This is a genomic window from Streptomyces sp. LX-29 (genome assembly GCF_029541745.1).
Lineage (GTDB): Bacteria > Actinomycetota > Actinomycetes > Streptomycetales > Streptomycetaceae > Streptomyces.
In genome coordinates this window covers 4,454,434-4,476,235 of the sequence record NZ_CP089746.1, presented here as the reverse complement: position 1 = coordinate 4,476,235, position 21,802 = coordinate 4,454,434, and the positions used below count along the sequence as shown (strand labels likewise).

General features: G+C 75.1%; 14 protein-coding genes. 6 read left to right on the top strand and 8 right to left on the bottom strand.

The features are described from left to right. The first annotated feature begins 3 nt into the window (after positions 1–3). The gene (locus LRS74_RS19280) at positions 4–1,404 is read left to right on the top strand and encodes a DNA-directed RNA polymerase sigma-70 factor (RefSeq protein WP_277742159.1); all 1,401 of its coding nucleotides are present in this window, start codon (positions 4–6) and stop codon (positions 1,402–1,404) included. Positions 1,405–1,487: 83 nt separating this feature from the next. Here the strand turns inward: LRS74_RS19280 and sucD are convergent, their stop codons facing one another. The 7 genes from sucD to LRS74_RS19245 all read right to left on the bottom strand — a co-directional run bounded on the left by sucD (position 1,488) and on the right by LRS74_RS19245 (position 12,145). Beyond that, entirely contained in the window at positions 1,488–2,372 is an 885-nt protein-coding gene (sucD, locus tag LRS74_RS19275) for a succinate--CoA ligase subunit alpha (protein WP_277742158.1), read from the bottom strand. 21 nt (positions 2,373–2,393) lie between these two features. Further along, the gene (gene sucC / locus LRS74_RS19270; protein ID WP_277742157.1) at positions 2,394–3,569 is read right to left on the bottom strand and encodes an ADP-forming succinate--CoA ligase subunit beta; all 1,176 of its coding nucleotides are present in this window, start codon (positions 3,567–3,569) and stop codon (positions 2,394–2,396) included. A 363-nt stretch (positions 3,570–3,932) separates the two neighbouring features. Next, on the bottom strand, positions 3,933–5,309 hold the full coding sequence (locus LRS74_RS19265) for a hypothetical protein (RefSeq protein WP_277742156.1): 1,377 nt from the start codon (positions 5,307–5,309) through the stop codon (positions 3,933–3,935). 99 nt (positions 5,310–5,408) lie between these two features. After that, complete coding sequence (locus tag LRS74_RS19260) at positions 5,409–6,371, bottom strand: hypothetical protein (protein WP_277742155.1); 963 nt, start codon at positions 6,369–6,371, stop codon at positions 5,409–5,411. Between the two features lie 175 nt (positions 6,372–6,546). Continuing rightward, positions 6,547–7,815, bottom strand: a complete 1,269-nt coding sequence (locus tag LRS74_RS19255) for a VWA domain-containing protein (protein WP_277744830.1) — start codon at positions 7,813–7,815, stop codon at positions 6,547–6,549. 17 nt (positions 7,816–7,832) lie between these two features. Continuing rightward, positions 7,833–10,895 (bottom strand): DUF5682 family protein, encoded by a 3,063-nt coding sequence (locus LRS74_RS19250; RefSeq protein WP_277744829.1) that lies wholly within the window; start codon positions 10,893–10,895, stop codon positions 7,833–7,835. 92 nt (positions 10,896–10,987) lie between these two features. Then, the gene (locus tag LRS74_RS19245; protein ID WP_277742154.1) at positions 10,988–12,145 is read right to left on the bottom strand and encodes an AAA family ATPase; all 1,158 of its coding nucleotides are present in this window, start codon (positions 12,143–12,145) and stop codon (positions 10,988–10,990) included. A 141-nt stretch (positions 12,146–12,286) separates the two neighbouring features. Here LRS74_RS19245 and LRS74_RS19240 point away from each other — a divergent pair, with 141 nt between their 5' ends. Together LRS74_RS19240 and LRS74_RS19235 are read left to right on the top strand one after the other, a co-directional pair. Next, a complete protein-coding gene (locus LRS74_RS19240) occupies positions 12,287–13,792 on the top strand; it encodes an SWIM zinc finger family protein (RefSeq protein WP_277742153.1) in 1,506 nt (501 codons plus the stop codon). Between the two features lie 631 nt (positions 13,793–14,423). Next, on the top strand, positions 14,424–16,166 hold the full coding sequence (locus tag LRS74_RS19235) for a DUF5691 domain-containing protein (protein WP_277742152.1): 1,743 nt from the start codon (positions 14,424–14,426) through the stop codon (positions 16,164–16,166). Between the two features lie 338 nt (positions 16,167–16,504). Here the strand turns inward: LRS74_RS19235 and LRS74_RS19230 are convergent, their stop codons facing one another. Further along, positions 16,505–16,915, bottom strand: coding sequence for a cobalamin B12-binding domain-containing protein (locus LRS74_RS19230; RefSeq protein WP_144385342.1), 411 nt, complete (start codon positions 16,913–16,915; stop codon positions 16,505–16,507). A gap of 389 nt (positions 16,916–17,304) precedes the next feature. On the opposite strand from LRS74_RS19230, the gene LRS74_RS19225 reads away from it, so the two are divergent. From LRS74_RS19225 to LRS74_RS19215, 3 genes are all read left to right on the top strand, one after another. Then, positions 17,305–18,288 (top strand): alpha/beta fold hydrolase, encoded by a 984-nt coding sequence (locus LRS74_RS19225; RefSeq protein ID WP_277742151.1) that lies wholly within the window; start codon positions 17,305–17,307, stop codon positions 18,286–18,288. A 216-nt stretch (positions 18,289–18,504) separates the two neighbouring features. Then, positions 18,505–20,169 (top strand): M23 family metallopeptidase, encoded by a 1,665-nt coding sequence (locus LRS74_RS19220; RefSeq protein ID WP_277742150.1) that lies wholly within the window; start codon positions 18,505–18,507, stop codon positions 20,167–20,169. An 88-nt stretch (positions 20,170–20,257) separates the two neighbouring features. Continuing rightward, positions 20,258–21,712 (top strand): PLP-dependent aminotransferase family protein, encoded by a 1,455-nt coding sequence (locus LRS74_RS19215; RefSeq protein WP_277742149.1) that lies wholly within the window; start codon positions 20,258–20,260, stop codon positions 21,710–21,712. Positions 21,713–21,802 lie beyond the last annotated feature (90 nt).

The following is a 21,802-nucleotide window of genomic DNA, read 5'->3' as shown; positions in this document are numbered from 1 at the left end:
GGCATGAGCAGAAAGCACGCGAGCCGCCGCCGGCGAGCCCAAGCGGGCATATCCGCCGACACCGGCAACGGCACCGGTCTGTCCACCGCCACGGCCACCCTGGGCCCGCACGCACACCGGGAGTCCGACCCGAGGGCGAGCCCAAGGGCGAACGCCAGGGCGAACTCCAGGGCCGACGAGGGCATCGGCCGAGGCGCCAAGGCGTCGACCGGCACCCGAACGACGCCCCGGGCGGCCACCAGGGCACCCGCGAAGCCCCACCCGGCGGCCGAAGCCACCGGGACGCAGTCCGACGCGCAGGCGGGGACGGTCCGACGCCGACGCCCGACACCCCGTTGGGCGGCCGACGCACCGACGGACGCACCGACCGACGCACCGGGCCCAAGACCGCGCGCCCGCGCCGCCGCCCACTCGGTCGATCCCGGCACCGCCTCCGAGCCGCTCCCGGACGATGAGTCGCCGGACGATGATTCGCCGGACGATGAGTTGGAGGACACCCTGCCGCTCCCCGCCGTACCGGCGGCGGCTCCCGCGGCACCGACTCCGGCACCGGCCCCCGCCCCCGCCCCCGCTTCCGCCGACAGCCCCGCCGGCACTCACCCCGGCACCCCCGCGGCCGCCTTCGACGCGCTCTACGACCGGCATGCCGCGCCGCTCGCGCGGCAGGCGTATCTGCTCACCGGCTGCCCGCGCACCGCGCGGCGGGCGGTGGAGCACGCCTTCCGGCTGGCCTGGCGGCGCTGGCCGGAGGTGGCCGTGGACCGCGACCCCGGCGGATGGATACGGGCCGCCGCGCACGACTACGCGCTGGCGCCCTGGCGCCGACGGCCGCGCACCCGCCGGCGGTGGCTCCTCCGCCGCTGGTGGCGCCGCGCCGCGGGCCCACCACCGCTGTTCGGCACACTGCTCACGCTGCCCGCCTCCTACCGCCGCGCCCTGGTGCTCTACGACGGCCTCGCTCTCGGCCTGGCCGAGACCGCCGCCGAGTCGCAGGCGAGCACGCCGGCCACAGCCAACCGGATCATCCGCGGGCACCGGGCGCTCACCGATCCGCTGCCCGAACTGCACGACGCGTCGCCCACCGAGCAGAGCCGGATCCTCCGCGAGAAACTGACCGCGCTGGCCGCGGGGCAGCCGGCGCCGCGCCGGGCGGCCCGAGCCGTACGACAGGCGAGCGAGCGGGCCGTGCGCCGCTGGACGCGGGCCGCCATCGCCGGCGCCGTCCTCTTCCTGGTCCTGATGGGGCTGACCGTCGCGGTCACCCGGAACGCGGAGACCCCGGCCTCGGAGCCGGTCCGCCCCGAGCCGGCGGGCTCCCCCGCGGCCGGCCCCACAGCCTCACCGACGCCTTCACCCACACCCACACCCGCGACCGCACCCGGACAGAACGCACGTTCCACGTGAAACAAAGGGGAGTTGGGCCGGAAAAAGGCCGTGGGCCCGTACCCCAGGAGGGGTACGGGCCCACGGCCTCGCTGCGGTCGGGATCAGCCCGCCAGGGCCGCCCGGGCCAGCCGCGCCGTCTCGGACGGCGTCTTGCCGACCTTCACGCCCGCGGCCTCCAGGGCCTCCTTCTTCGCCTGGGCGGTGCCGGACGAACCGGAGACGATGGCGCCCGCGTGGCCCATGGTCTTGCCCTCGGGGGCGGTGAAGCCCGCCACGTAGCCGACGACCGGCTTGGTGACGTTGGCCTTGATGAAGTCGGCCGCCCGCTCCTCGGCGTCGCCGCCGATCTCACCGATCATCACGATCAGGTCGGTGTCGGGGTCGTCCTGGAACGCCTTGAGCGCGTCGATGTGGGTGGTGCCGATGATCGGGTCACCGCCGATGCCGACGCAGGACGAGAAGCCGATGTCCCGCAGCTCGTACATCATCTGGTAGGTCAGCGTGCCGGACTTCGACACCAGGCCGATGCGACCCGGCTTGGTGATGTCGGCCGGGATGATGCCGGCGTTGGACTGGCCGGGGGTGATCAGACCCGGGCAGTTCGGGCCGATGATCCGGGTCTTGTTGCCCTTCTCGCCCGCGTAGGCCCAGAAGCTGGCGGTGTCGTGGACCGCGATGCCCTCGGTGATCACCACGGCGAGCGGGATCTCGGCGTCGATCGCCTCGATGACCGCGTCCTTGGTGAACTTCTCCGGGACGAAGATGACGGTGACGTCCGCACCGGTCTGCTCGATGGCCTCGGCCACGGAGCCGAAGACCGGGATCTCGGTGCCGTCGAAGTCGACCGTGGTGCCGGCCTTGCGCGGGTTCACGCCACCGACGATGTTGGTGCCGGAGGCGAGCATCCGGCGGGTGTGCTTCTGGCCCTCGGAGCCGGTCATGCCCTGGACGATGACCTTGCTGTCCTTGGTGAGGAAGATAGCCATGGTTGTGGTGTCCCTCGTCCCTTACTTCGCAGCCAGCTCGGCGGCGCGCTCGGCCGCGCCGTCCATGGTGTCCACCTGCTGCACCAGCGGGTGGTCGGCGTCCGTCAGGATCTTGCGACCCAGCTCGGCGTTGTTGCCGTCGAGGCGGACCACCAGCGGCTTGGTGACCTCTTCACCCTTGGACTTCAGCAGCTCCAGGGCCTGCACGATGCCGTTGGCGACCGCGTCACAGGCGGTGATGCCACCGAAGACGTTGACGAAGACGGACTTGACGTCCGGGTCGCCCAGGATGATCTCCAGGCCGTTCGCCATCACCTCGGCGGAGGCGCCGCCACCGATGTCGAGGAAGTTGGCCGGCTTGACGTTACCGTGGCTCTCACCGGCGTAGGCGACGACGTCGAGGGTCGACATGACCAGACCCGCGCCGTTGCCGATGATGCCGACCTCGCCGTCGAGCTTGACGTAGTTGAGGCCCTTGGCCTTGGCCGCGGCCTCCAGCGGGTTGGCCGACGCCTTGTCCTCGAGGTCGGCCATGCCCGGCTGACGGAACTCGGCGTTCGCGTCCAGGGAGACCTTGCCGTCGAGCGCGATGACGCGGCCGTCGGCGACCTTGGCGAGCGGGTTGACCTCGACGAGGAGCGCGTCCTCCGCGATGAAGGTCTTCCACAGCGTCTGGAGGACCTCGGCGACCTGGTCGGCGACCTCGGCCGGGAACTTCGCGGCCGCGACGATCTCGCGGGCCTTCTCCGCGGTGACGCCCTCGTTGGCGTCGACCGGGATCTTGGCGAGGGCCTCGGGCTTGGTGGCCGCGACCTCCTCGATGTCCATGCCGCCCTCGACGGAGGCCATGGCCAGGAAGGTGCGGTTGGTGCGGTCGAGGAGGTACGAGACGTAGTACTCCTCGGCGATCTCCGGCGCGGTCTCGGCCAGCATCACCTTGTGGACCGTGTGGCCCTTGATGTCCATGCCCAGGATCTGACCGGCCTTCTCGACCGCGTCCTCCGGGTCGGAGGCCAGCTTGACGCCACCGGCCTTGCCGCGGCCGCCGACCTTCACCTGCGCCTTGACGACCGACCGGCCGCCGAGCCGCTCGGTCACCTCGCGCGCCGCCTCAGGCGTGTCGATGACTTCACCGGCCAGCACCGGTACACCGTGCTTGGCGAAGAGGTCCCTCGCCTGGTACTCGAACAGGTCCACGCGCGTCCGTCCCTTTTCCTGGATTTCGCGGTTCGTTGTCTGCGCGGGCGTGCCGCGGTGGCAGCGTGAGGACGCGATCTTTGACGAGGGCGGCACACGTGCGCCGGGTACGCGGCATGTCCGCCTCGCAGGTTATCCCCGTGGGACCTGGGTCCCTAAATCACAGGTCACACTCACGCGGTGATTACGGTCACAGATCGGGGTACGGGCCATGCATTCGAATGCGGTAGGGGTCATCGGGGGCATAAGCGACGACCGGGCAGCCCCCTCCCCAAAGGGGGTCGCCCGGTCGGTCGAGTCAGCGCCGTCGCGCCCGTGCCATTCGGCGGTACCGCCGTACGGCCGAATGGCGGCACGGGTGTATCAGAGGCCGAGGCCGCCGGTCGCGGGCAGCGTCGGGAGGGTCGCCGGGACGCCGTCGACGGCCGGGAGGGCCGTCGGCAGGTCGGCTCCGGTGGGCAGGGCCGGGAGCGCCGGAATGTTCGCGGCGTTGCTCAGGTCGGCGAGGTCGGCGGGGACGGCCGGCAGGATCCGCTGGGCACCGGAGACGGCGTTGCCGGCGGCGCGCTGGCCGTCCGCGGCCGCGGTGGCGGTCAGGACCTGGGCGTACGGAGCGGCCGTGGCGGTCACTCCGTCGGCGAAGGTGCGGGCGTCACCGGTCGCGTCGCCGGCCAGGACCCCCGCCGACCCGGTCGCGTCGCCCGCGAGCCCCCGCACATCGCCGGTCACCCCGCCCGCGAGGTCGTAGGCCCCCTCGGTGGCGCCGGTGGTGAGGGACACCGCCCCGCCGGCCACGGTCCGGGCGAAGGGGGTGGTGGCTCCGGTCGCGTGCTCAGCCAGCGCGCCGGTGTCGCCGGCGGCCCGCTCGGCCACCGGGACCGCCTCGACGACGACCGGGCGCGCGACGGGCGGCAGCACGTCGTCGGCCACCCGGTCGACGGTCGGGCGGGTCTGGGCGACGGCGCCCTGCGCGGTGCCGGTCAGCTGCTCGGGACGGACGCCGGCACCGGCCAGCGCGGCGAGCAGATCACCGGCGGAGCCGGGGCCGGCGGGCACCTCGGGAAGCGAGGGCAGCTCGGTCGGCAGCTCGGCGGGCAGGGTCGGGGCGCCGGGCACGGAGGGGATGGACGGGGCGGAGGGAACAGACGGGACCGCCGGGACGGACGGCAGCGAGCCGACCACCGGGATGCCCGGCAGCGCGCCGGGCACCTCACCGGACAGACCGTCGAGGTCGGCGACGTCGCCGGCGCGCTCGACCGCCCCGTCCACCACCCGCCGGGCCTGACCCAGGTCGGCCGCCTTGCCCAGATCCCCGGCCTTACCCAGCTCGGTCGCCTTGCCGAGGTCGGTCGCCTTGCTCAGGTCCGCGACCTTGCCCAGGTCGGCGGTCTTGCCGAGGTCGGTCACCTTGCTCAGGTCGGCGGTCTTGCCCAGGTCGGTCGCCTTGCTCAGGTCGGCCGCCTTGCTCAGGTCCGCGGCCTCGCCCAGGTCGGTGACCTTGCCCAGGTCGGCGGTGTCGGTGACGCCGTCCAGCGCACCGGTCGACAGGCCCTCGGTCGACAGGCCCTCGGCCGGCAGCGCGCCCTTGGCGGTGTCGGTGGCGCCGCTCACGGTGCTGGTCACGGCGTCGGTCACCGGTGCCTCGGGACGCTCGTCGGCGCTGGCGGCCGCGGTGCCCAGCGCCCAGATTCCGGTGGCAGCGGCGGCGACGAGGATGGAACGGCGAAGGTTGGTACGCATGGTGAAGAAAAGTCCTTCGAATTCGTGGAGTTGGCGAACGGGCAGACCTGTCCCGCCCCCGCGCGGCAGGTCTTCAGCAGACGGGGGAGACGGTCTGCCCTAGCCGGGGAATTCGAGGATTTCGTGGTAGCGCTCGCGCGTCGGCGCGGAGCTGTCGCCGCTCACCGCGCCGGGCACCAGCCCGAAGCGGGCCACGCCGGACGGCGGCAGGGCGGCGGGCGCGTCCCCGCCGCGAGGGGCGCCGCCGTCGCCGGCGGACGAGGACACCGTCCCGTACGGGGCCCGCGGGAGTCGGCTCGGCACCGGGGACTCCCCGTCGCGAGACCGGCCGTCCGCCACCCGCGCCACGGGACGCGGCGCATCGTCGGCGACATCGGCTGACGGGACGGGAACGTCCCAATTGCTTGGAGAGACAGGCGCGTTGGCGGCGTCGGTCGACCCCGCCGCACGGCGGTCGGACGCGGTGACGTCCGGCGTCGCACGGCCGTCGGCCGCCGGTCGGGCCACGTCATCCGGCGTCGTCGGGTCGACCGGGCGGGCGTCCTCGCCCGCCCCGGGACCGACGTCGCCGACCGGGTTCGCGGGCAGGGCGCCGGTGGTGTCGCGCACCACCTCGCCGACCGGCGCGGCGATGCGCTCCACCGGCTCGGTGACCGGCCGCACGGCCTCCCGCAGCACCGTCTCGACGGCCCGCACGGTCTCGGCCGTGGACTCGACGCGCTCCACGGTCCGCCGGTGCGTCGCCTCGACGACCTTGACGGGGCTGAGGGAGCGGGGACGGCGCACGGCGGCCGCGTCCCCTGCTCCGTCACGGGTCTCGGTGGCGTCGACCTCGTGGTCGACGCCGGACGCCCGGGTGTCGGGCGCCGGGGAGACGCTTGGCCGGCCCGCGCCGACAGGGACCTCCGTCCCTTCGCCCCGCTCCGCGGCCTGAGCGCTGCCGCCGAGGATGAACGCCAGCGCGAGGAAGCCCCCGAGGAGGAGCACGGTCAGCAGCGCCCGCCGCGCCGCGACCGTGCGCGAGGGGCGCACGGCGGCGGAGACGGTGAACGCGACGGACACGAGCGGAACCTTCCCTGGGAACGACGGTGCGCCGCGGCGCCCGGCATGGCGGGCCTGCGCGCTACGACGGGGGTGGCGACGGGGAGTCTGGATTGGCCGGGCGAACGGATGACCACACGTTCCGGCCGGTGGCTTGATCCTTGCACGAGGGACGGGGGGCCGCGCAACCCCCCGGTTACCGATGCGGCGCCTTGTCCGGTATGGGCAGTTGACGCTTCTCGATCGCGGCCGCCATCACCTCCGGGAACAGGTCTGGTGTACAGGCGAAGGCCGGCGCGCCGAGCGCCGCGAGCGCCCCCGCGTGCTCCCGGTCATACGCGGGCGCGCCCTCGTCCGACAGCGCCAGCAGCGACACGAACCGCACCCCCGACGCCTTCATCGCCGCCACCCGCTTCAGCATCTCGGCCCGGATGCCGCCTTCGTGCAGATCGCTGATCAGCACCACGACGGTGTCGGCGGGTCGGGTGATCCGCGACTGGCAGTACGCCAGCGCCCGGTTGATGTCCGTGCCCCCACCCAGCTGGGTCCCGAACAGCACGTCCACCGGATCGTCCAACTGGTCGGTGAGGTCCACGACGGCGGTGTCGAAGACGACCAGTCGGGTGGCGATGGAGCGCATCGAGGCGAGCACGGCGCCGAACACCGCGGCGTATACGACGGACGCCGCCATCGAGCCCGACTGGTCGACGCAGAGAATGACCTCCTTCCGCACCCCGTGCGCCGTCCGGCCGTAGCCGACCAACCGCTCCGGCACGACCGTGCGGTGCTCCGGCAGGTAGTTCTTCAGGTTGGCCCGGATGGTGCGGTTCCAGTCGATGTCACGGTGGCGCGGGTGACTGACCCGGGCCGAGCGGTCCAGCGCCCCGGTCAGCGTGGCGCGGGTGCGGGACGCGAGCCTCCGCTCCAGGTCCTCGACCACCTTGCGGACCACGGCCCGCGCGGTCTCCTTCGTGGTCTCCGGCATCGCCTTGTTGAGCGAGAGCAGCGTGCCCACCAGGTGCACGTCCGCCTCGACCGCCTCCAGCATCTCCGGCTCCAGCAGCAGCGCCGACAGCCCGAGACGGTCGATGGCGTCGCGCTGCATGACCTGGACCACCGAGGTGGGGAAGTCGTCGCGGATGTCGCCGAGCCAGCGGGCGACTTGGGGCGCGGACCCGCCGAGCCCCGCGGACCGCGCGGCCCCACCGCCCGCGGCGGCCGCACCGGGGCCACCGGGGCCGCCGGGGCCCCTGCTGCCGTCGCCCCCGTAGAGCGCCTCCAGGGTTCGGTCCATCGCGGCGTCCCGACTTCCCAGCACGCACCCCGTGCCGTCGGCCGCGTCGCCCCCGCCGCCGCCCAGCACCAGCCGCCAACGGCGCAGCCGCTCGCGGACCTCAGCGGTGTCGGCAATGTCGGCGGCGTCGAGGCCGCACCCCTCCGCGGTGGCCCCGGTCACGTCGGTCATGTCGCTCACCTCACTGGTCATGCGCGCACCTCCGCGCCGGTCGTCGTGGCGATGGCCTCACGGCAACCACCGGAGTCGGGGCGACCGCCGACGTCGGAATGACCACCGGCGCCGGGACGGCTGCCGGGACCGGGGCGACTGCCGACGTCGGAATGACCACCGGCGCCAGGGCAGTCGCGGAGACCACCGGGACCACCGGGACCGCCGGCATCGCGGAGACCGCCGGCGTCGAGGCGGCCGCCGGCATCAGGGTGACCACCGGCGTCGGGGCAGTCGCGGAGACCACCGGGACCGCCGGCATCGCGGAGACCGCCGGCGTCGAGAGGACCGCCGGGATGGTGGTGGCCCAGCAGCAGGGCGAGCGTCGGCAGCACGGCGGCCGCGCGCGCCGGGTCGAGCTCCGGGCCGAAGCCGGGCGCGGGCGGGGTGCGCGGGGCGCCGCCGGCCCCCGCGACCCCCGACCGGTCGACCGGGCCGCGGCGGACCAGCTCGCCCAGGGTGCGGCGGACACCGGGCTCGTACGCCGAGAACGTGCGGCGCAGCAGCGGCAGCACATCTGTGAAGGAGTCAGCCGGCACACCGGTCAGCCAGCCGTCCACCAGGGCCAGCAGCCGCTCGTCGTGCACCAGGAGCATCCCGCCGCCCGCGCCGCCGCCGATGAAGCCCTCGATCCAGGAGGCCGCTTCGGGCGGCGCGGTGCCCGGCGAGAGCGCCAGCCGCATCAGCCGCGCCGCCTCCCCCTCGGCCAGGGCCCCGTCGTCCAGCAGCAGCCGCGCCGCCCGGCCGCGGATCAGCCCCGGCACGCCGTCCCGGTCGGCCAGCCCACGCAGCGCGCCGCGCCACCGGGCGTCCAGCCCGTCCATGTCGGAACGGACGTGCGGGGGCGGCAGCCGGCCCGGGTCGTCACCGCCGGCTGGGGACGGGTCGCCGGGATCACTCGCGGCAGGCGTCACCGGGCCGGACCGCGCCTCGGCGAGGAGGCCGACCGCCTGGTGCACGGCGTCCAGATGGCGGCGCATCTCGGCCGCCCCGTCCCGGTCGAGCCCGCCGCAGGCGGGCGGCAGGCCGACGATCACACGCTCGGCGATACCGGCGGCCACGTCCGTGAGCGCCGCCGTGTCGGTCCCGCGCACATCGCCGTAGCGCACGGAGCGGACCAGGGCGGGCAGGGCCTGGGCGAGGTGCCCGACGTCGGCGTCGAGCGCGGCGCGGTCGGCCAGGGCGCGCATCACGACGGGGAGCGCGTCGGAGAGGCCGGCGAGCAGACACCGCTCGGCGAGTTCGGTGATCTCGGCGAGCGTCGACGCCCCCGCCGCCAGCGACTCCGCCTTGGCGGTGGCGGCGGACGGCACGGTGGTCCCCCACACCCCCGCCTCGGCGACCCGTACCGACAGCTCCGGCTCCCAGCACAGCCGCCAGGTCTCGCGGAAGGTGCCGATGTTGGCCCGCGCGGAGCGGGCGGGGACGCCCCAGTCGATGCCGAGCAGCCGCAGCCGGTGCAGCAGCCGGCCGCGCGCCGCGTCGGTGTCCTTGCGCAGGTCCAGGTCCAGCTCGCGCTCCCGCGCCTCCGGCTTGAGGCGCAACGAACGCTGAGCGCGGGTGAGATCCCGCTGGAGCGGGGTGGCCGGTGCGGAGTCGGGCACCTCGCCCAGCTCGTCACCGACCACCAGGCGGTCGTGGACCAGGGCGAGCGGCACCTCGGAGCCCTCGCACATCACCGCGCGGACGGCGTCCAGGGTCTCCGTCAGTCCGGCCAGCGGGCGGCCGCGCATGACCGCCAGCGTCTCCGCGAGCCGCACCGCCTCGATGACATGGGCGGAGGAGACCGCGTGGTCCTCGGCGCGGAGCAGGGTGGCGACCCGGGTCAACCAACGCTCCACGGGGCGGTCGGACGCGTGGAAGAGGTGGGCGTACCAGCCGGGCGAGTCGATGCCGGCGCCGTAGCCGCTGTGCCGGGCCAGACGGCGGTGCGTCCACGGCACCCAGCTCAACTCCGCCTTGGCCTTGGGCAGCCCCTTGAGGAGGGCGCGGTCGGCGGTCACGGTGGTCTTCTGGGACAGCGCCGGCACGTGCCACGCCCCGCAGACGACCGCGACCGCGTCCCCGAACTCCCGCCGTGCCTCGCGCAGCCGCAGCCGCATGTGCGCCTCCCGCACGGCGTCGCGGGAGTGGCCCCCGAGCCCGTACGCGGCGCGCAACTCGGCCATGGCCTCGGCCAGCGCCTCGAACGGGGCCAGCGCACGGGCGGCGTGGCTGTCGTCCGCGTCGACGTCTCCAGCCTCCTGGAACGCCGCCGCGCGGCGGTGCTCCACGACGTCCTCCCACCAGCGCTCCGGGTCGTCGTACCCCGCCGCCCCGGCGAGCACGGCCAACGGGTCCACACGCGCGTCGGCCGCCTCCGTGTCCCCGCCGGACGGGTCACCGGTGGCGGGGTCGTCGCCGGTGGCGGGGTCGTCACCAATGGCGAGGTCGTCGCCGGAGGGGGCACCGGCTGCCGGACCGCCGGCATCCGGGCTGACGCCGGTCGCGCCGATGTCCGGGCCGGCGCCGGCCGGTTCACCGGCGGAGGGGACACCGCCGGCCGGACCGCTCACTGCCGGGCCGCCCCGAGACGGGCCATCGCCGGCCGGGCCGCCGGCATCCGGGCCACCGGCGGCCCGATCGCCGCCGCACGCGTCGTCCTCGGCCACGTCGGAGTCCGCCGCCGCCCCATCGGGGCGCGCCGCCTCGGGCTCAACCGCCTCCGGCTCGACCGCCTCGGGCTTCCCCGGGCCGGCGGCGGCGAGCGCCAGCGAGTGCGCGGCGGGCAGGTCGATGAAGCTCACCGGCACCTCGTGGGCCAGTGCCCAGCGGATGGCGACCCACTCCGGCGAGAACTCCGCCAGCGGCCAGAAGGCCGCGCGCCCCGGGTCGTTCACGAGGTGCGCCAGCAGCGCCACCGGCGGCCTCATCCGCTCGTCGGCGGCGAGGCCCACCAGCGCGTCCGCCTCCGGTGGCCCCTCGATGAGCACCATCGCAGGTCGGCAGGCGTCCAGCGCCTCCCGCACCGCTCGCGCCGAGCCCGGCCCGTGGTGCCGCACACCCAGCAGGACCGGTCCCGGCCCGGCGCCCGGCCGACCGCCGCCCGGCGCGCTCTCCCCGCGCGGAGCCCGCGCCCCCCGCCGCGACGCGGTCACGCGCTCACCTCACGGCAGGCGCGGTAGAAGTCCTTCCAGCCCTTGCGCTCGCGGACGACCGCCTCCAGGTACTCCTGCCAGATGACGCGGTCCGCCGCCGGGTCGCGGACGACCGCGCCCAGGATGCCCGCGGCCACGTCGCCCGAGCGCAGCACGCCGTCTCCGAAGTGCGCGGCGAGGGCGAGGCCGCCGGTCACCACGGAGATGGCCTCGGCCGTCGAGAGCGTGCCGGAGGGCGACTTGAGCTTGGTGCGCCCGTCGGAGGTGACGCCCTCGCGCAGCTCACGGAAGACGGTGACCACCCGGCGGATCTCGTCCACGCCCTCGGGCGCGGCGGGCAGGTCGAGCGAGCGGCCGAGCTGGTCGACGCGGCGGGCGACGATGTCGACCTCGTCCTCAGGCGTGGCGGGCAGCGGCAGCACCACGGTGTTGAACCGGCGGCGCAGCGCGCTGGAGAGCTCGTTGACGCCCCGGTCACGGTCGTTGGCCGTCGCGATCAGATTGAAGCCGCGCACCGCCTGGACCTCCTCCCCCAGCTCCGGGATCGGCAGCGTCTTCTCCGACAGGACGGTGATCAGCGTGTCCTGCACATCGGCGGGGATGCGGGTCAGCTCCTCCACCCGGGCGGTCATCCCCCGCGCCATGGCCCGCATGACCGGGCTGGGCACCAGCGCCTCGCGGTCGGGGCCGTGCGCGAGCAACCGTGCGTAGTTCCACCCGTAGCGGATGGCCTCCTCCGGCGTGCCGGCGGTGCCCTGCACCAGCAGCGTCGAGTCCCCGCTGACCGCCGCCGCCAGGTGCTCCGACACCCAGGTCTTGGCGGTGCCCGGCACGCCGAGCAGCAGCAGCGCCCGGTCGGTGGCCAGCGTGGTCACGGCGACCTCGACGATCCGCCGGGGGCCCACGTACTTCGGGGTGATGACGGTGCCGTCGGACAGCGTGCCGCCCAGGAGGTAGGTGGCCACCGCCCAGGGAGAGAGCCGCCAGCGCTCCGGCCGCGGCCGGTCGTCGGCGGCCGCGAGGGCCTTCAGCTCATCGGCGAAGGCGTCCTCGGCATGCGGTCGCAGAGCGGCCGGGGCCTGGGTCGGGGACGGGGTGGACGGCGGCGTCTGGGCCGGCGTCGAGGGCGTGTCCGCGGGTCCGGGCACAGTCATGGTCACAGCTCCCCCAGCTCGTCACTCGGTCCGGGATCCGGATCTGAAAACCACCTTGCACCACCCCACTGACAATCGGTCCGGCGTCAACGAACGTGCAGGCCAGGGCGATTGTCAGTGGCGGAATCTAACGTCGTCCACATGAATCCGCAGGGGGAACGCTGGACGGCGGAGCAGGTGCTGGAGCTGGCTCCTGACGCCGCATCACGCAAGGCGGGCAGCAGGCTCGCGACCGCCGATCCGTGGTCGGACACGGGGACGGTCACGAGCGGCGCGGTGGACCCGGACGGGGGCGCGGGGGCGTCTTCGCCGGGGACCTCCGTGTGGGGGCTCTGCAAGGGCGGGGGAAGCACGCCGTACCAGACGGTGGTCGATCTCTCCGGGCCGACCGGCCCGACCGCCGCGTGCACGTGCCCGAGCCGGAAGTCTCCGTGCAAGCACGCACTGGGCCTGTTGTTGCTGTGGGCGGCGGCCGAGACGGGAGAGGGGGCTGTACGAGAGGCGACCGAGCCGCCGCCGTGGGCCGAGCGGTGGCTGAGCGGTCGGCGGCGACGGTCCGAGCGTGCGGCGGCGGGCGGGACACCCGGCGCCGGCGGTGCCGACGACACGGCCGGCTCGAACGTCCCGGGGGGTTCGGGTGGCTCGGGTGGCTCGGGTGGCTCGGGGGCCGCCGATCCGGGGGCGGCCCGGCGGCGGGCCGAGCGCCGCGGGCAGCGGATCGCCGCCGGCGCCACGGAGTTGGAGCGCCGCCTGGCCGACCTGCTGCGCGAGGGACTGGCCGCGACCGGCGACGTCGACGACGCGCACGCCGCGTACGCGACATGGGACGAGACGGCGGCCCGGATGGTGGACGCCCAGGCACCCGGGCTGGAGGCGCGGGTCCGCGAGCTGGGCGCCATCCGGGCCTCCGGTCCCGGCTGGCCTGCCCGACTGCTGGAGGAGGCCGCGCTCATCCACCTGCTCAACCAGGGCTTTCTCCATCTGGACGAACTGCCCGAGGAGTTGGCCGCCACCACCCGCGCCCGCGTCGGCATCAGTTCGAACGCGGCCGAGGTGCTCTCCTCGGGCCCCGCCGTACGGGACCGTTGGCTGGTGCTCGGCCAGCAGGACAGCGCCGACGGCAGGCTCACCACGCGCCGGATCTGGCTGCGCGGGGAGCGCACGGAGCGGATGGCGCTGCTGCTCTCGTTCGGCGCCGCCGGCCGCGCCCCGGAGCTCGCGTTCCCCACCGGGCTGATGCTCGACGCCGACCTCGTCTACTACCCCTCGGCCCGGCCGCTCCGCGCTGTGCTGGGCCCCCGCCGCGCCGAGTCCGCGCCCGCGCGCCTCGAGCCGGGGCCGCCGCCGGGCGTCGACCCGGCCGCCGCCCTGGCCGCGTACGGGGAGGCGTTGCGGGCGGACCCGTGGCTGGACGCCTGGCCCACCGTGCTCGCGCAGGTCACGCCGATACCCCGCGGGGAGGGCTGGCAGCTGGCCGACACCCGCACCGGCACCGCCCTCCCCGTCGACCCGCGCTGCCTGGGCCGCGCCAATCTGTGGCAGCTCGCCGCCGTCTCCGGCGGCGGCCCGATCACGGTCTTCGGCGAGTGCGGCCACCGCGGCTTCACCCCCGTGACGACCTGGGACCCCCTCCCCGTGCCCCTGTGAGTCCCGCCCCACCCGACCCCGCGGCCCAGCCCCACGGCCCAGTCTCGTTCCCCGACCCCACCCGACCCGTCCCATGAGCCCCGACCGGAGCACCCCGGCCCCCTGAGCCCCGACCCCACTCGCCCGGCCTCATGAGCACCGCCCTCCACGGCCGCCGTACCCGAGCACCTCGGCGAGCCGGCCCACCGCCGAGGCCCGACCCCCGAACCGACCCCCGAACCGGCTCCGAACCGACGCCCTGCCCAACACCCTGACCGACACCCGCAGCCGGTGCCTTGAGCCGGCGCCCGGGGCCGGCGGGGGACTCGTGCCTGGCCACGGACCGCTCCCCGAGACAAGCGACCTGCGCGGGCCCGGTGTCCGGGCCCGCGGTGGACGACGCCGCCGGCCACGGTCGACTCCGTGACGGGTCCCGTGTGCGGCCGCCAGGACCGCCGCCCTTCCGCGACACCCCGATCGACCACCCCGATCGACCGCCCCGACCCTCCGCCACGACCGACCTCACCGGACCCGACCCGACCCACTCCGCCCGACCATCGACCGCCCCGACCCTCCGCCACGACCGACCTCACCGGACCCGACCCGACCCACTCCGCCCGACCATCGACCGCCCGCACAGACGGAGGACGCCGTGAACCACCCCGCGACCGACGCGGACAACCACGCCGGAGCCGTCCCCGCCTGGGACGACCTCCTCGCCGCCGCCCTGCTGGGTACCGACCGCCGCCGGCCGCCCGTCACCCCGCGCCCCGGGCAGGAGGCACCCGGCGCGCTGCTGGACGCCGCCGCGCTCAGCACGGTGGCCCGGCGGGCCGGGCTGCGGCCCGCCGCCGCCTGGGCCGCCCCCGCCCCCGCGCCGGAAGACCCGCGGCCGCCGCTGCCCCCGGCCGCGCGGCGACGGCTGGCGCTGCTGCTGGCGGACCGCTCCGCCGGTGGCCACTCCGGCACGCGTGCCGCCCCCGACCTCACCGAGTTGCTGCCGCAGTGGCTCGCCCTCGCCAACGAGCGCGGCTACCGCGCGCCCGCCCCGCTCCTCCCCGCCCTGCTCGACGCCGCCCGGGCCCGCACCGACCTGCGCCCGGAGGCGCTCGTGCTCGCCGGGCCGCGCGCCCTGTGGCTGGCCGCGCTCAACCCGGAGTGGAAGTTCGCCCGCCGAGGGGCGGCCGGGCGTCCGCCGGCTGCGGGGTTGCCCTCGGCGCTCGGCCCCGCCCCCTCGGGCGACGCCCCGGAGACCACGGAGGCGCTCCTGCGGGCGGCCGAACCCCGCTGGCAGGAAGGGCTGTTCGCGGAGCGCGTCGCGGTGCTCGGCGCCGTACGGCACCGCGACCCCGCCGCCGGCCTGAGGCTGCTCGCCGGCACCTGGGCGACGGAGCGCGCGGAGGACCGGCTGATGTTCCTGGACTCGCTGCGCGAGGAGCTGTCGGCCGGCGACGAGCCCTTCCTCGAGGCGGCGTTGTCCGATCGCAGCCGCAATGTGCGCGCCACCGCCGCCGAGTTGCTCTCCGCCCTCCCCGGATCCGCCCTCGCCGGTCGCATGGCCGAGCGGACCCGCGCGTACGTCACGCTGGAGGTGGCGCCGGACGGCACGGCGGCGCGCGTCGCCGTCGAGGCGCCCGTCGAGTGCGACGGCGGGATGCAGCGCGACGGGGTCGTCGCGAAGCCGCCGGCGGGGCGCGGGGAGCGGGCCTGGTGGCTGGGCCAGCTGGTCGAGGCGACGCCGCTGGAGCGCTGGTCGGAGTGGTTCGGCGGGCTGGACGCGGCGGCCATCGTGGCCCTGCCCGTGGCCGACGGCTGGCAACCCGACCTGCACGCCGCCTGGTGCCGGGCGGCCGTCCGGCAGCGCGACACCGCCTGGTCCCGCGCCCTGCTCGGCGCCCCGTCGGAGCCACTCAGCACGCCGCCCGCGGCGGGCGAGGCGGTGCTCGCGGCCGCCGCCACCGCGGCGTCCTGGCGCGACCCGGCCAAGCTGCTGTCGGCGCTGCCCGCCGCGGAGCGGGCGGTCTGGGTGGCCGAGTTCATCGCCGCCCACGGCCTGTCCGACGCCTTCCGGCTGCTCGGCGTCTGCGCCGTGCCCTGGGCCGCGCCGCTGGGCCACGCGGTCGTCGACGCCCTGGACATCGCCCGCGACGCCGGTAGTTACCCGTGGAGTTTCAGCGGCGTCATGGGGCTGGCCGAGCGCTGCCTCGACCCGTCCCAGGCCGATCGTCTGGAGGTGCTCACCGCCACCCCGGACGACCCGGAGGACGGCTCTCCCGGCGCGGTCGGCTACTGGTCCGAAGCCTTCCAGCGGCTGGTCGGCACCCTGCGGTTGCGCGCCACCATGCGCGCCGAACTCCTCACCCCCGCCCCGCCGGGCTCGCCATGCGCCCCGTGACGGGACCGGCCCGCCACCGGGCGCCTCCGACAGTGCCGTCGCACGACCACCGGCCCCGCCCTCCTCGTCGCGCACGGGCGCGGCGGGAGCGGCCCCGCTGAGCATCCCCGCCCCCGCCATCGTCGCCACGCACGGGCGCGGCGGGAGCGGCCCCGCCGAGCATCCCGGCACGGACCACCCGGCCCGAAGCCGTGCACCACCCAGGCGCCAGGACCCGCGCGGCCCCCTCACGGTCGCCGCACCACCACCGGCCCCCGCCAACCTCGTCTCGCGAGGTCGCGGCGGCATGTAGGCGCCTCCCGGCGTCCGCTCGGGGCCGGGAGGCGGGAAGGGGTGGCTCAGGCGGCGACCGGGCGGACGTTCTCCCGCACCCACTCCACGATGGAGGTGGTGGTCGCGCCGGGGGTGAAGATCGCGGCGACGCCCTGCTCCTTGAGCGGGGGGATGTCCTCTTCGGGGATGATCCCGCCACCGAAGACCTTGATGTCCGCCGCGTCGCGCTCGCGCAGCAGCTCCAGCACCTTCGCGAACAGGGTCATGTGCGCGCCCGAGAGGATGGACAGGCCGATCGCGTCGGCGTCCTCCTGGATCGCGGTGTCCACGATCTGCTCCGGTGTCTGGTGGAGGCCGGTGTAGATGACCTCCATACCGGCGTCGCGCAGCGCCCGCGCGATGACCTTGGCCCCGCGGTCGTGGCCGTCGAGCCCCGGCTTGGCCACCACCACGCGGATCGGACCAGTCACTCCCATCACTGCCTCCATGCTCCGTTGCACGACAGCCGTAACCGCCCGTAAGCGGTGAACGAACGTTATCTCCAGCTTCCCGCACGCAGCAGTTTCGCGGCGAGCGGCGAGGGGGAAATCACATATGGGACACGATCGGAAACAGTCGTAACCGGTTCGCATCCGACGCCGAGAGGCAGTCGAGGCGGACGCACACGAGACTCGTGTACGGCTGTCAGGGAGCCGCAGCGGGGAATCGCACCGCCGCGCCGTAGCCGCACGGCGCGGCGGTGCGGTCCGCCCAAGAGCCGGGCCGTCAATCCGGGCCCGGCCCCCACCCACCCCGCCTCGGCTGCCCGCAAGGGCACACGGGGGCAGAGCCGCCCCCCGTCGTGCCGATTCGGGAGGTCGGCGCCATGAGGGCCATTCCCTTTCCCCATTCCCTGCTCTCCCCACTGCGCTCCTCCACGGCGCTGGTGAGGGCCACCGCAGTCGACGTGGCGGTGCTCGCCGCGCACGTCCTGCTGTACCCGACGGGGTTCGCACAGGAGCACCCGCCGGAGGACTCGGCGCCCTCGTCGTCCGAGCGCGCGTCGAAATCTCCCGAAAGCCAGGTTCACAGGCCCGTCCTTCTGCTCCACGGGTTCATCGACAACCGATCCGTCTTCGTGCTGCTGCGCCGCTCGCTGCGTCAGCACGGTCGACACCATGTCGAGGCGCTCAACTACTCTCCGCTCACCTGCGACATCCGCACCGCCGCCGAGCTGCTGGGCAAGCATGTGGAGGAGATCTGCACCCGCACCGGCCAGCGCCGGCTGGATCTGGTCGGGCACAGCCTCGGCGGCCTGATCGCCCGCTACTACGTGCAGCGCCTGGGCGGCGACACCCGCGTCCACACCCTGGTGACGCTCGGCACCCCGCATAGCGGCACCCGCGCCGCGCCGCTGCTCTCGGCGCACCCCATCGTGCGCCAGATGCGCCCGGACTCGACCGTGATCGAGGAGCTGCGGCTGCCCGCGCCGGGCTGCCGCACCCGGTTCGTGAGCTTCTGGAGCGACATGGACCAGGTGATGACGCCCGTCGAGACGGCCCGGATCGACCACCCCGACCTGCGGGCCGAGAACGTCTGCGTCAAGGGCGTCGGGCATCTCGCGCTCCCGGTGCACCCCGCGATAGCCACCGGGGTCAGGCAGGCCCTGGACGGGTCCCCGATCGAACCGGAAGCGGAGGAACAGCCCGAAACGGAAGGACGGGGCGAGGCCGAGCGGAAGTCGACCGAACCGAAGTCGACGCGCCGGGACACCCGGTCGAACCCTCGACCGAAGGCGCAACCGGAACGCACGGAGGACGGCCCTCCGGACCCACCGGCGGACGCTTCCGGCACCGCCTCGGTTGCCTGAACACATCGGCGAATTCCCCGAACACGATTCGAACGCCGAGCCAAGCAATGGCGTTCAGACAGCCGAAAGACGACCAAAAGCCCTTTCCTGTGCCGCCGGTGCCCCGCCGAAGATTGTCGCCGTCGCATACTGCCGGGTACAGTCGCCGCACTGCACCGCCCTGGGGATCCCCCCAGACCCCCAGCTCCTGCTGCCGAGGCGAAAGAGAAGTTGGTGGTGAACGACCGTCACCCGTCGGGGAGCTCCATCCCGACCGTCCCCGCTCCCGACGCCTCTTACACCCCGCACTACGGGGGTTATGAGGAGCAGCAGGGTTCCGCGCACTCCTACGCTGCGTACGACGGCTACGTCACCGGCACCGACGTCTACTCCACCGGCTCCTTCGACCAGCTCGCCGCCGGCTACGACACCAGCGCCTACCCCGGCTACGACGCGCACGCCACCGGCCCGTACGACACCAGCGGTCACTACGACGCCACCCAGTGGGCCGCCGGTTCCAGCGACGCCACACAGCACTGGGACTCCGGCGCGTACGACACCTCCGCGCTCTGGTCCGGTGCCGACTACCAGCCGGTCACCGACGTCTCCGGTCAGGCCGACATCCCCGCCCAGCACGGCGCCGTGGACACCAGCGGCTCCTGGGACAGCGGCGGTTGGGACACCGGATCCTGGGACTCCGCCGACGCCTCGGGCGGTTGGGACGGCGGGACCTGGGAGGCGGCGGCCGCCCCCGGCGGCTACGACCCGCACGCCACCGGCTCGTACGACACCGGCGGCTCGCACGGCACCGGCTCGTACGACACCGGCGGCTCGTACGACACCGGCGGTTCATACGACAGCGGCCACTGGAACACCGGCGCCGGAACCGACACCGGTCTGACCCAGACCTGGGACGCCACCCTCTGGGCCCAGGACGGCGAGCAGCCGCGGCACGACCCCACGCCCGACGGGGATTCCGCCGCCCCCGCGGCCGCCGAGGCCGCGCACGCCGACGACGCGCCCCGCCCGGATCGGGAGCTCCACGACGACCCGGACGACGCCGAACCCGTCCTCGTCGCGCCGCACGCCGACACCGACGCGGCAGCCCCCACCGACGCCCCGCGCCGCGAGTCCGCCCGCCGCGACGGAGCCCGCGCTCGCCGCCGCACCGCGGCCGCCCGCCCCAAGCGCTCCGCGCTCCTCACCGTCGCCGTCCCCTCGGTCGCCATCATGGGCGTGACCGCGGTGGCCGCGGCCGCCGTCAGCGGCATCGGCAGCGATGCGAAGGAGGAGTCCAAGACGACGCAGGCCGCCAAGGACGCCCCGCCCGTCAAGGCGTCGGTCGCCAACAGCAAGCTGGACACCCAACTCGCCGGGGTCACCCGCAACGCCGACGACTTCGCCAACCGCGCCAGCCGCACCCAGGAGCGCATCGACCTCAAGGAGCGTCAGGAGGCCGAGCGGAAGCGGGCGGCGGAGGAGGCCGCGCGCAAGGAGCGGCTGCGGCCGAAGTTCGCCCTCCCGGTCGCCCAGCACGGACTGAGCGCCGGCTACGGACAGGCCGGCATCAACTGGATGTCGGTGCACACCGGCATCGACTTCCCGGTGAGCTACGGCACGCCGGTGATGGCCGCCACCGACGGCACCGTACGCACCCAGTGGAACAACGCGTACGGAAACATGGCGATAGTGACCTCCCCCGACGGCACCGAGACCTGGTACTGCCATCTCAGCACCACCAAGATCCGGAGTGGCTCGGTGAAGGCCGGGGACGTCATCGCGTACTCCGGCAACTCCGGCAACTCCACCGGTCCCCACCTGCACTTCGAGGTCCGCCCGGGCGGCGGCTCGGCCATCGACCCGGTGCCGTGGCTGCGCAGCCACGGGCTCGACCCGATGTAACCCGCCGGCGGCCGCCCCGCGCCGCGCCCGCCGTCACGGCCGCGACCACCCCGCGGTCGCTCCGGGCCCACCACCTAGGCTCCGTCCCATGACGGACTCTTGGGTCAGAGCCGCCGAGACCCTCGGCAGCGACCTCCACCTTGAGCTCACCGGCGCCGGTAGCCGCCGCGCCGTCCTGATGCGCGCCCTGCGCGACGCCATCCGCACCGGGCGGCTGACCCCCGGAACCAGGCTGCCGCCCTACCGGTCCCTCGCCGCCGACCTCGGCATCGCCCGCAACACCGTCGCCGACGCCTACGCCGAGCTCGTCGCCGAGGGCTGGTTGACCGCCCGTCAGGGCTCCGGCACCCGCGTCGCCCGACGTGCCGAACCGTTGCGCCCCGCGCCGGTGCGTCGGCGCCCGCCGCAGCCGCACGCCCGCCCGGTCCTGGACCTGGTGCAGGGCAAGCCCGACCCGTCCGCCTTCCCGCGCGCCGCCTGGCTGGCCTCCGCCCGTCGGGCGTTGAACGCCGCCCCCAACGAGGCGTTCGGCCCCGGCGATCCCCACGGCCGCGTCGAGCTGCGCCGCGCCCTGACCGAGTACCTCGCCCGCGTCCGCGGCGTCCGCACCGAACCCGACCGGATCGTCATCTGCACCGGCTTCGCCGGCGCCCTGCGGCTGTTGGCCCGGGTGCTGGAGTGGCCCGGCGCGCCCGCCGACGGGCCCGCCCCGCTCGCCGTGGAGTCCTACGGGCTGCCCTTCCACCGCTCCCTCCTGGCCGACGCCGAAGTCCGCACCGTCCCGCTGCCCATCGACGAGCACGGCGCCGTGGTCGACGCGCTGTCCGGCCCGACGGCGCGCGGGACCGGAACGGTCCTGCTCACCCCCGCCCACCAGTTCCCCACCGGCGGCCCGCTCCACCCCGAGCGACGGTCGGCCGTGGTCGACTGGGCGCGGACCGGCGGCGGGCTGGTGGTGGAGGACGACTACGACGGGGAGTTCCGCTACGACCGGCAGCCGGTCGGCGCGGTGCAGGGCCTGGACCCCGACCGGGTCATCTATCTGGGCTCCGTCAGCAAGGCGCTCTCCCCGGCGCTGCGCATGGGCTGGATGGTGCTGCCCGGCCATCTGGTCGAGCCGGTCATCGCGGCCAAGGGACAGCGGGAGCCGTGGACCAGCGCCCTGGAGCAGCTGACGCTGGCGGACTTCATCGAGTCGGGCGGCTACGACCGGCACGTACGCCGGATGCGGCAGCGCTACCGGAGCCGCCGCGACCAGCTCGTCGCGGCGCTCGCCGAGCATGCCCCGCACATCCGCGTCACCGGCATCGCCGCCGGGCTGCACGCCGTGCTGGGCCTGCCGCCGGGCACCGAGCGGGCCGTGGTGCGCGACGCGGTCTGGCAGGGCCTGGCCCTGGAGGGCCTGGCGCCCTACCGCCACCCCGAGTGCCCCACACCCCCCGTCGACGGGCTGGTGGTCGGCTACGCGACCCCACCCGACCACGCCTACGCGGACGCACTACAGGCCCTGTGCCGCGCACTGCCCCCGGAGCAGGCCCCGTAGCAGGACCCCCCGTCAGGGGAACGTGCGTGCCCCGCCCGGGGCGCGGGGAGCCGCGCGACCAGCCACAGACCACCCGCAGGTCACAGACCC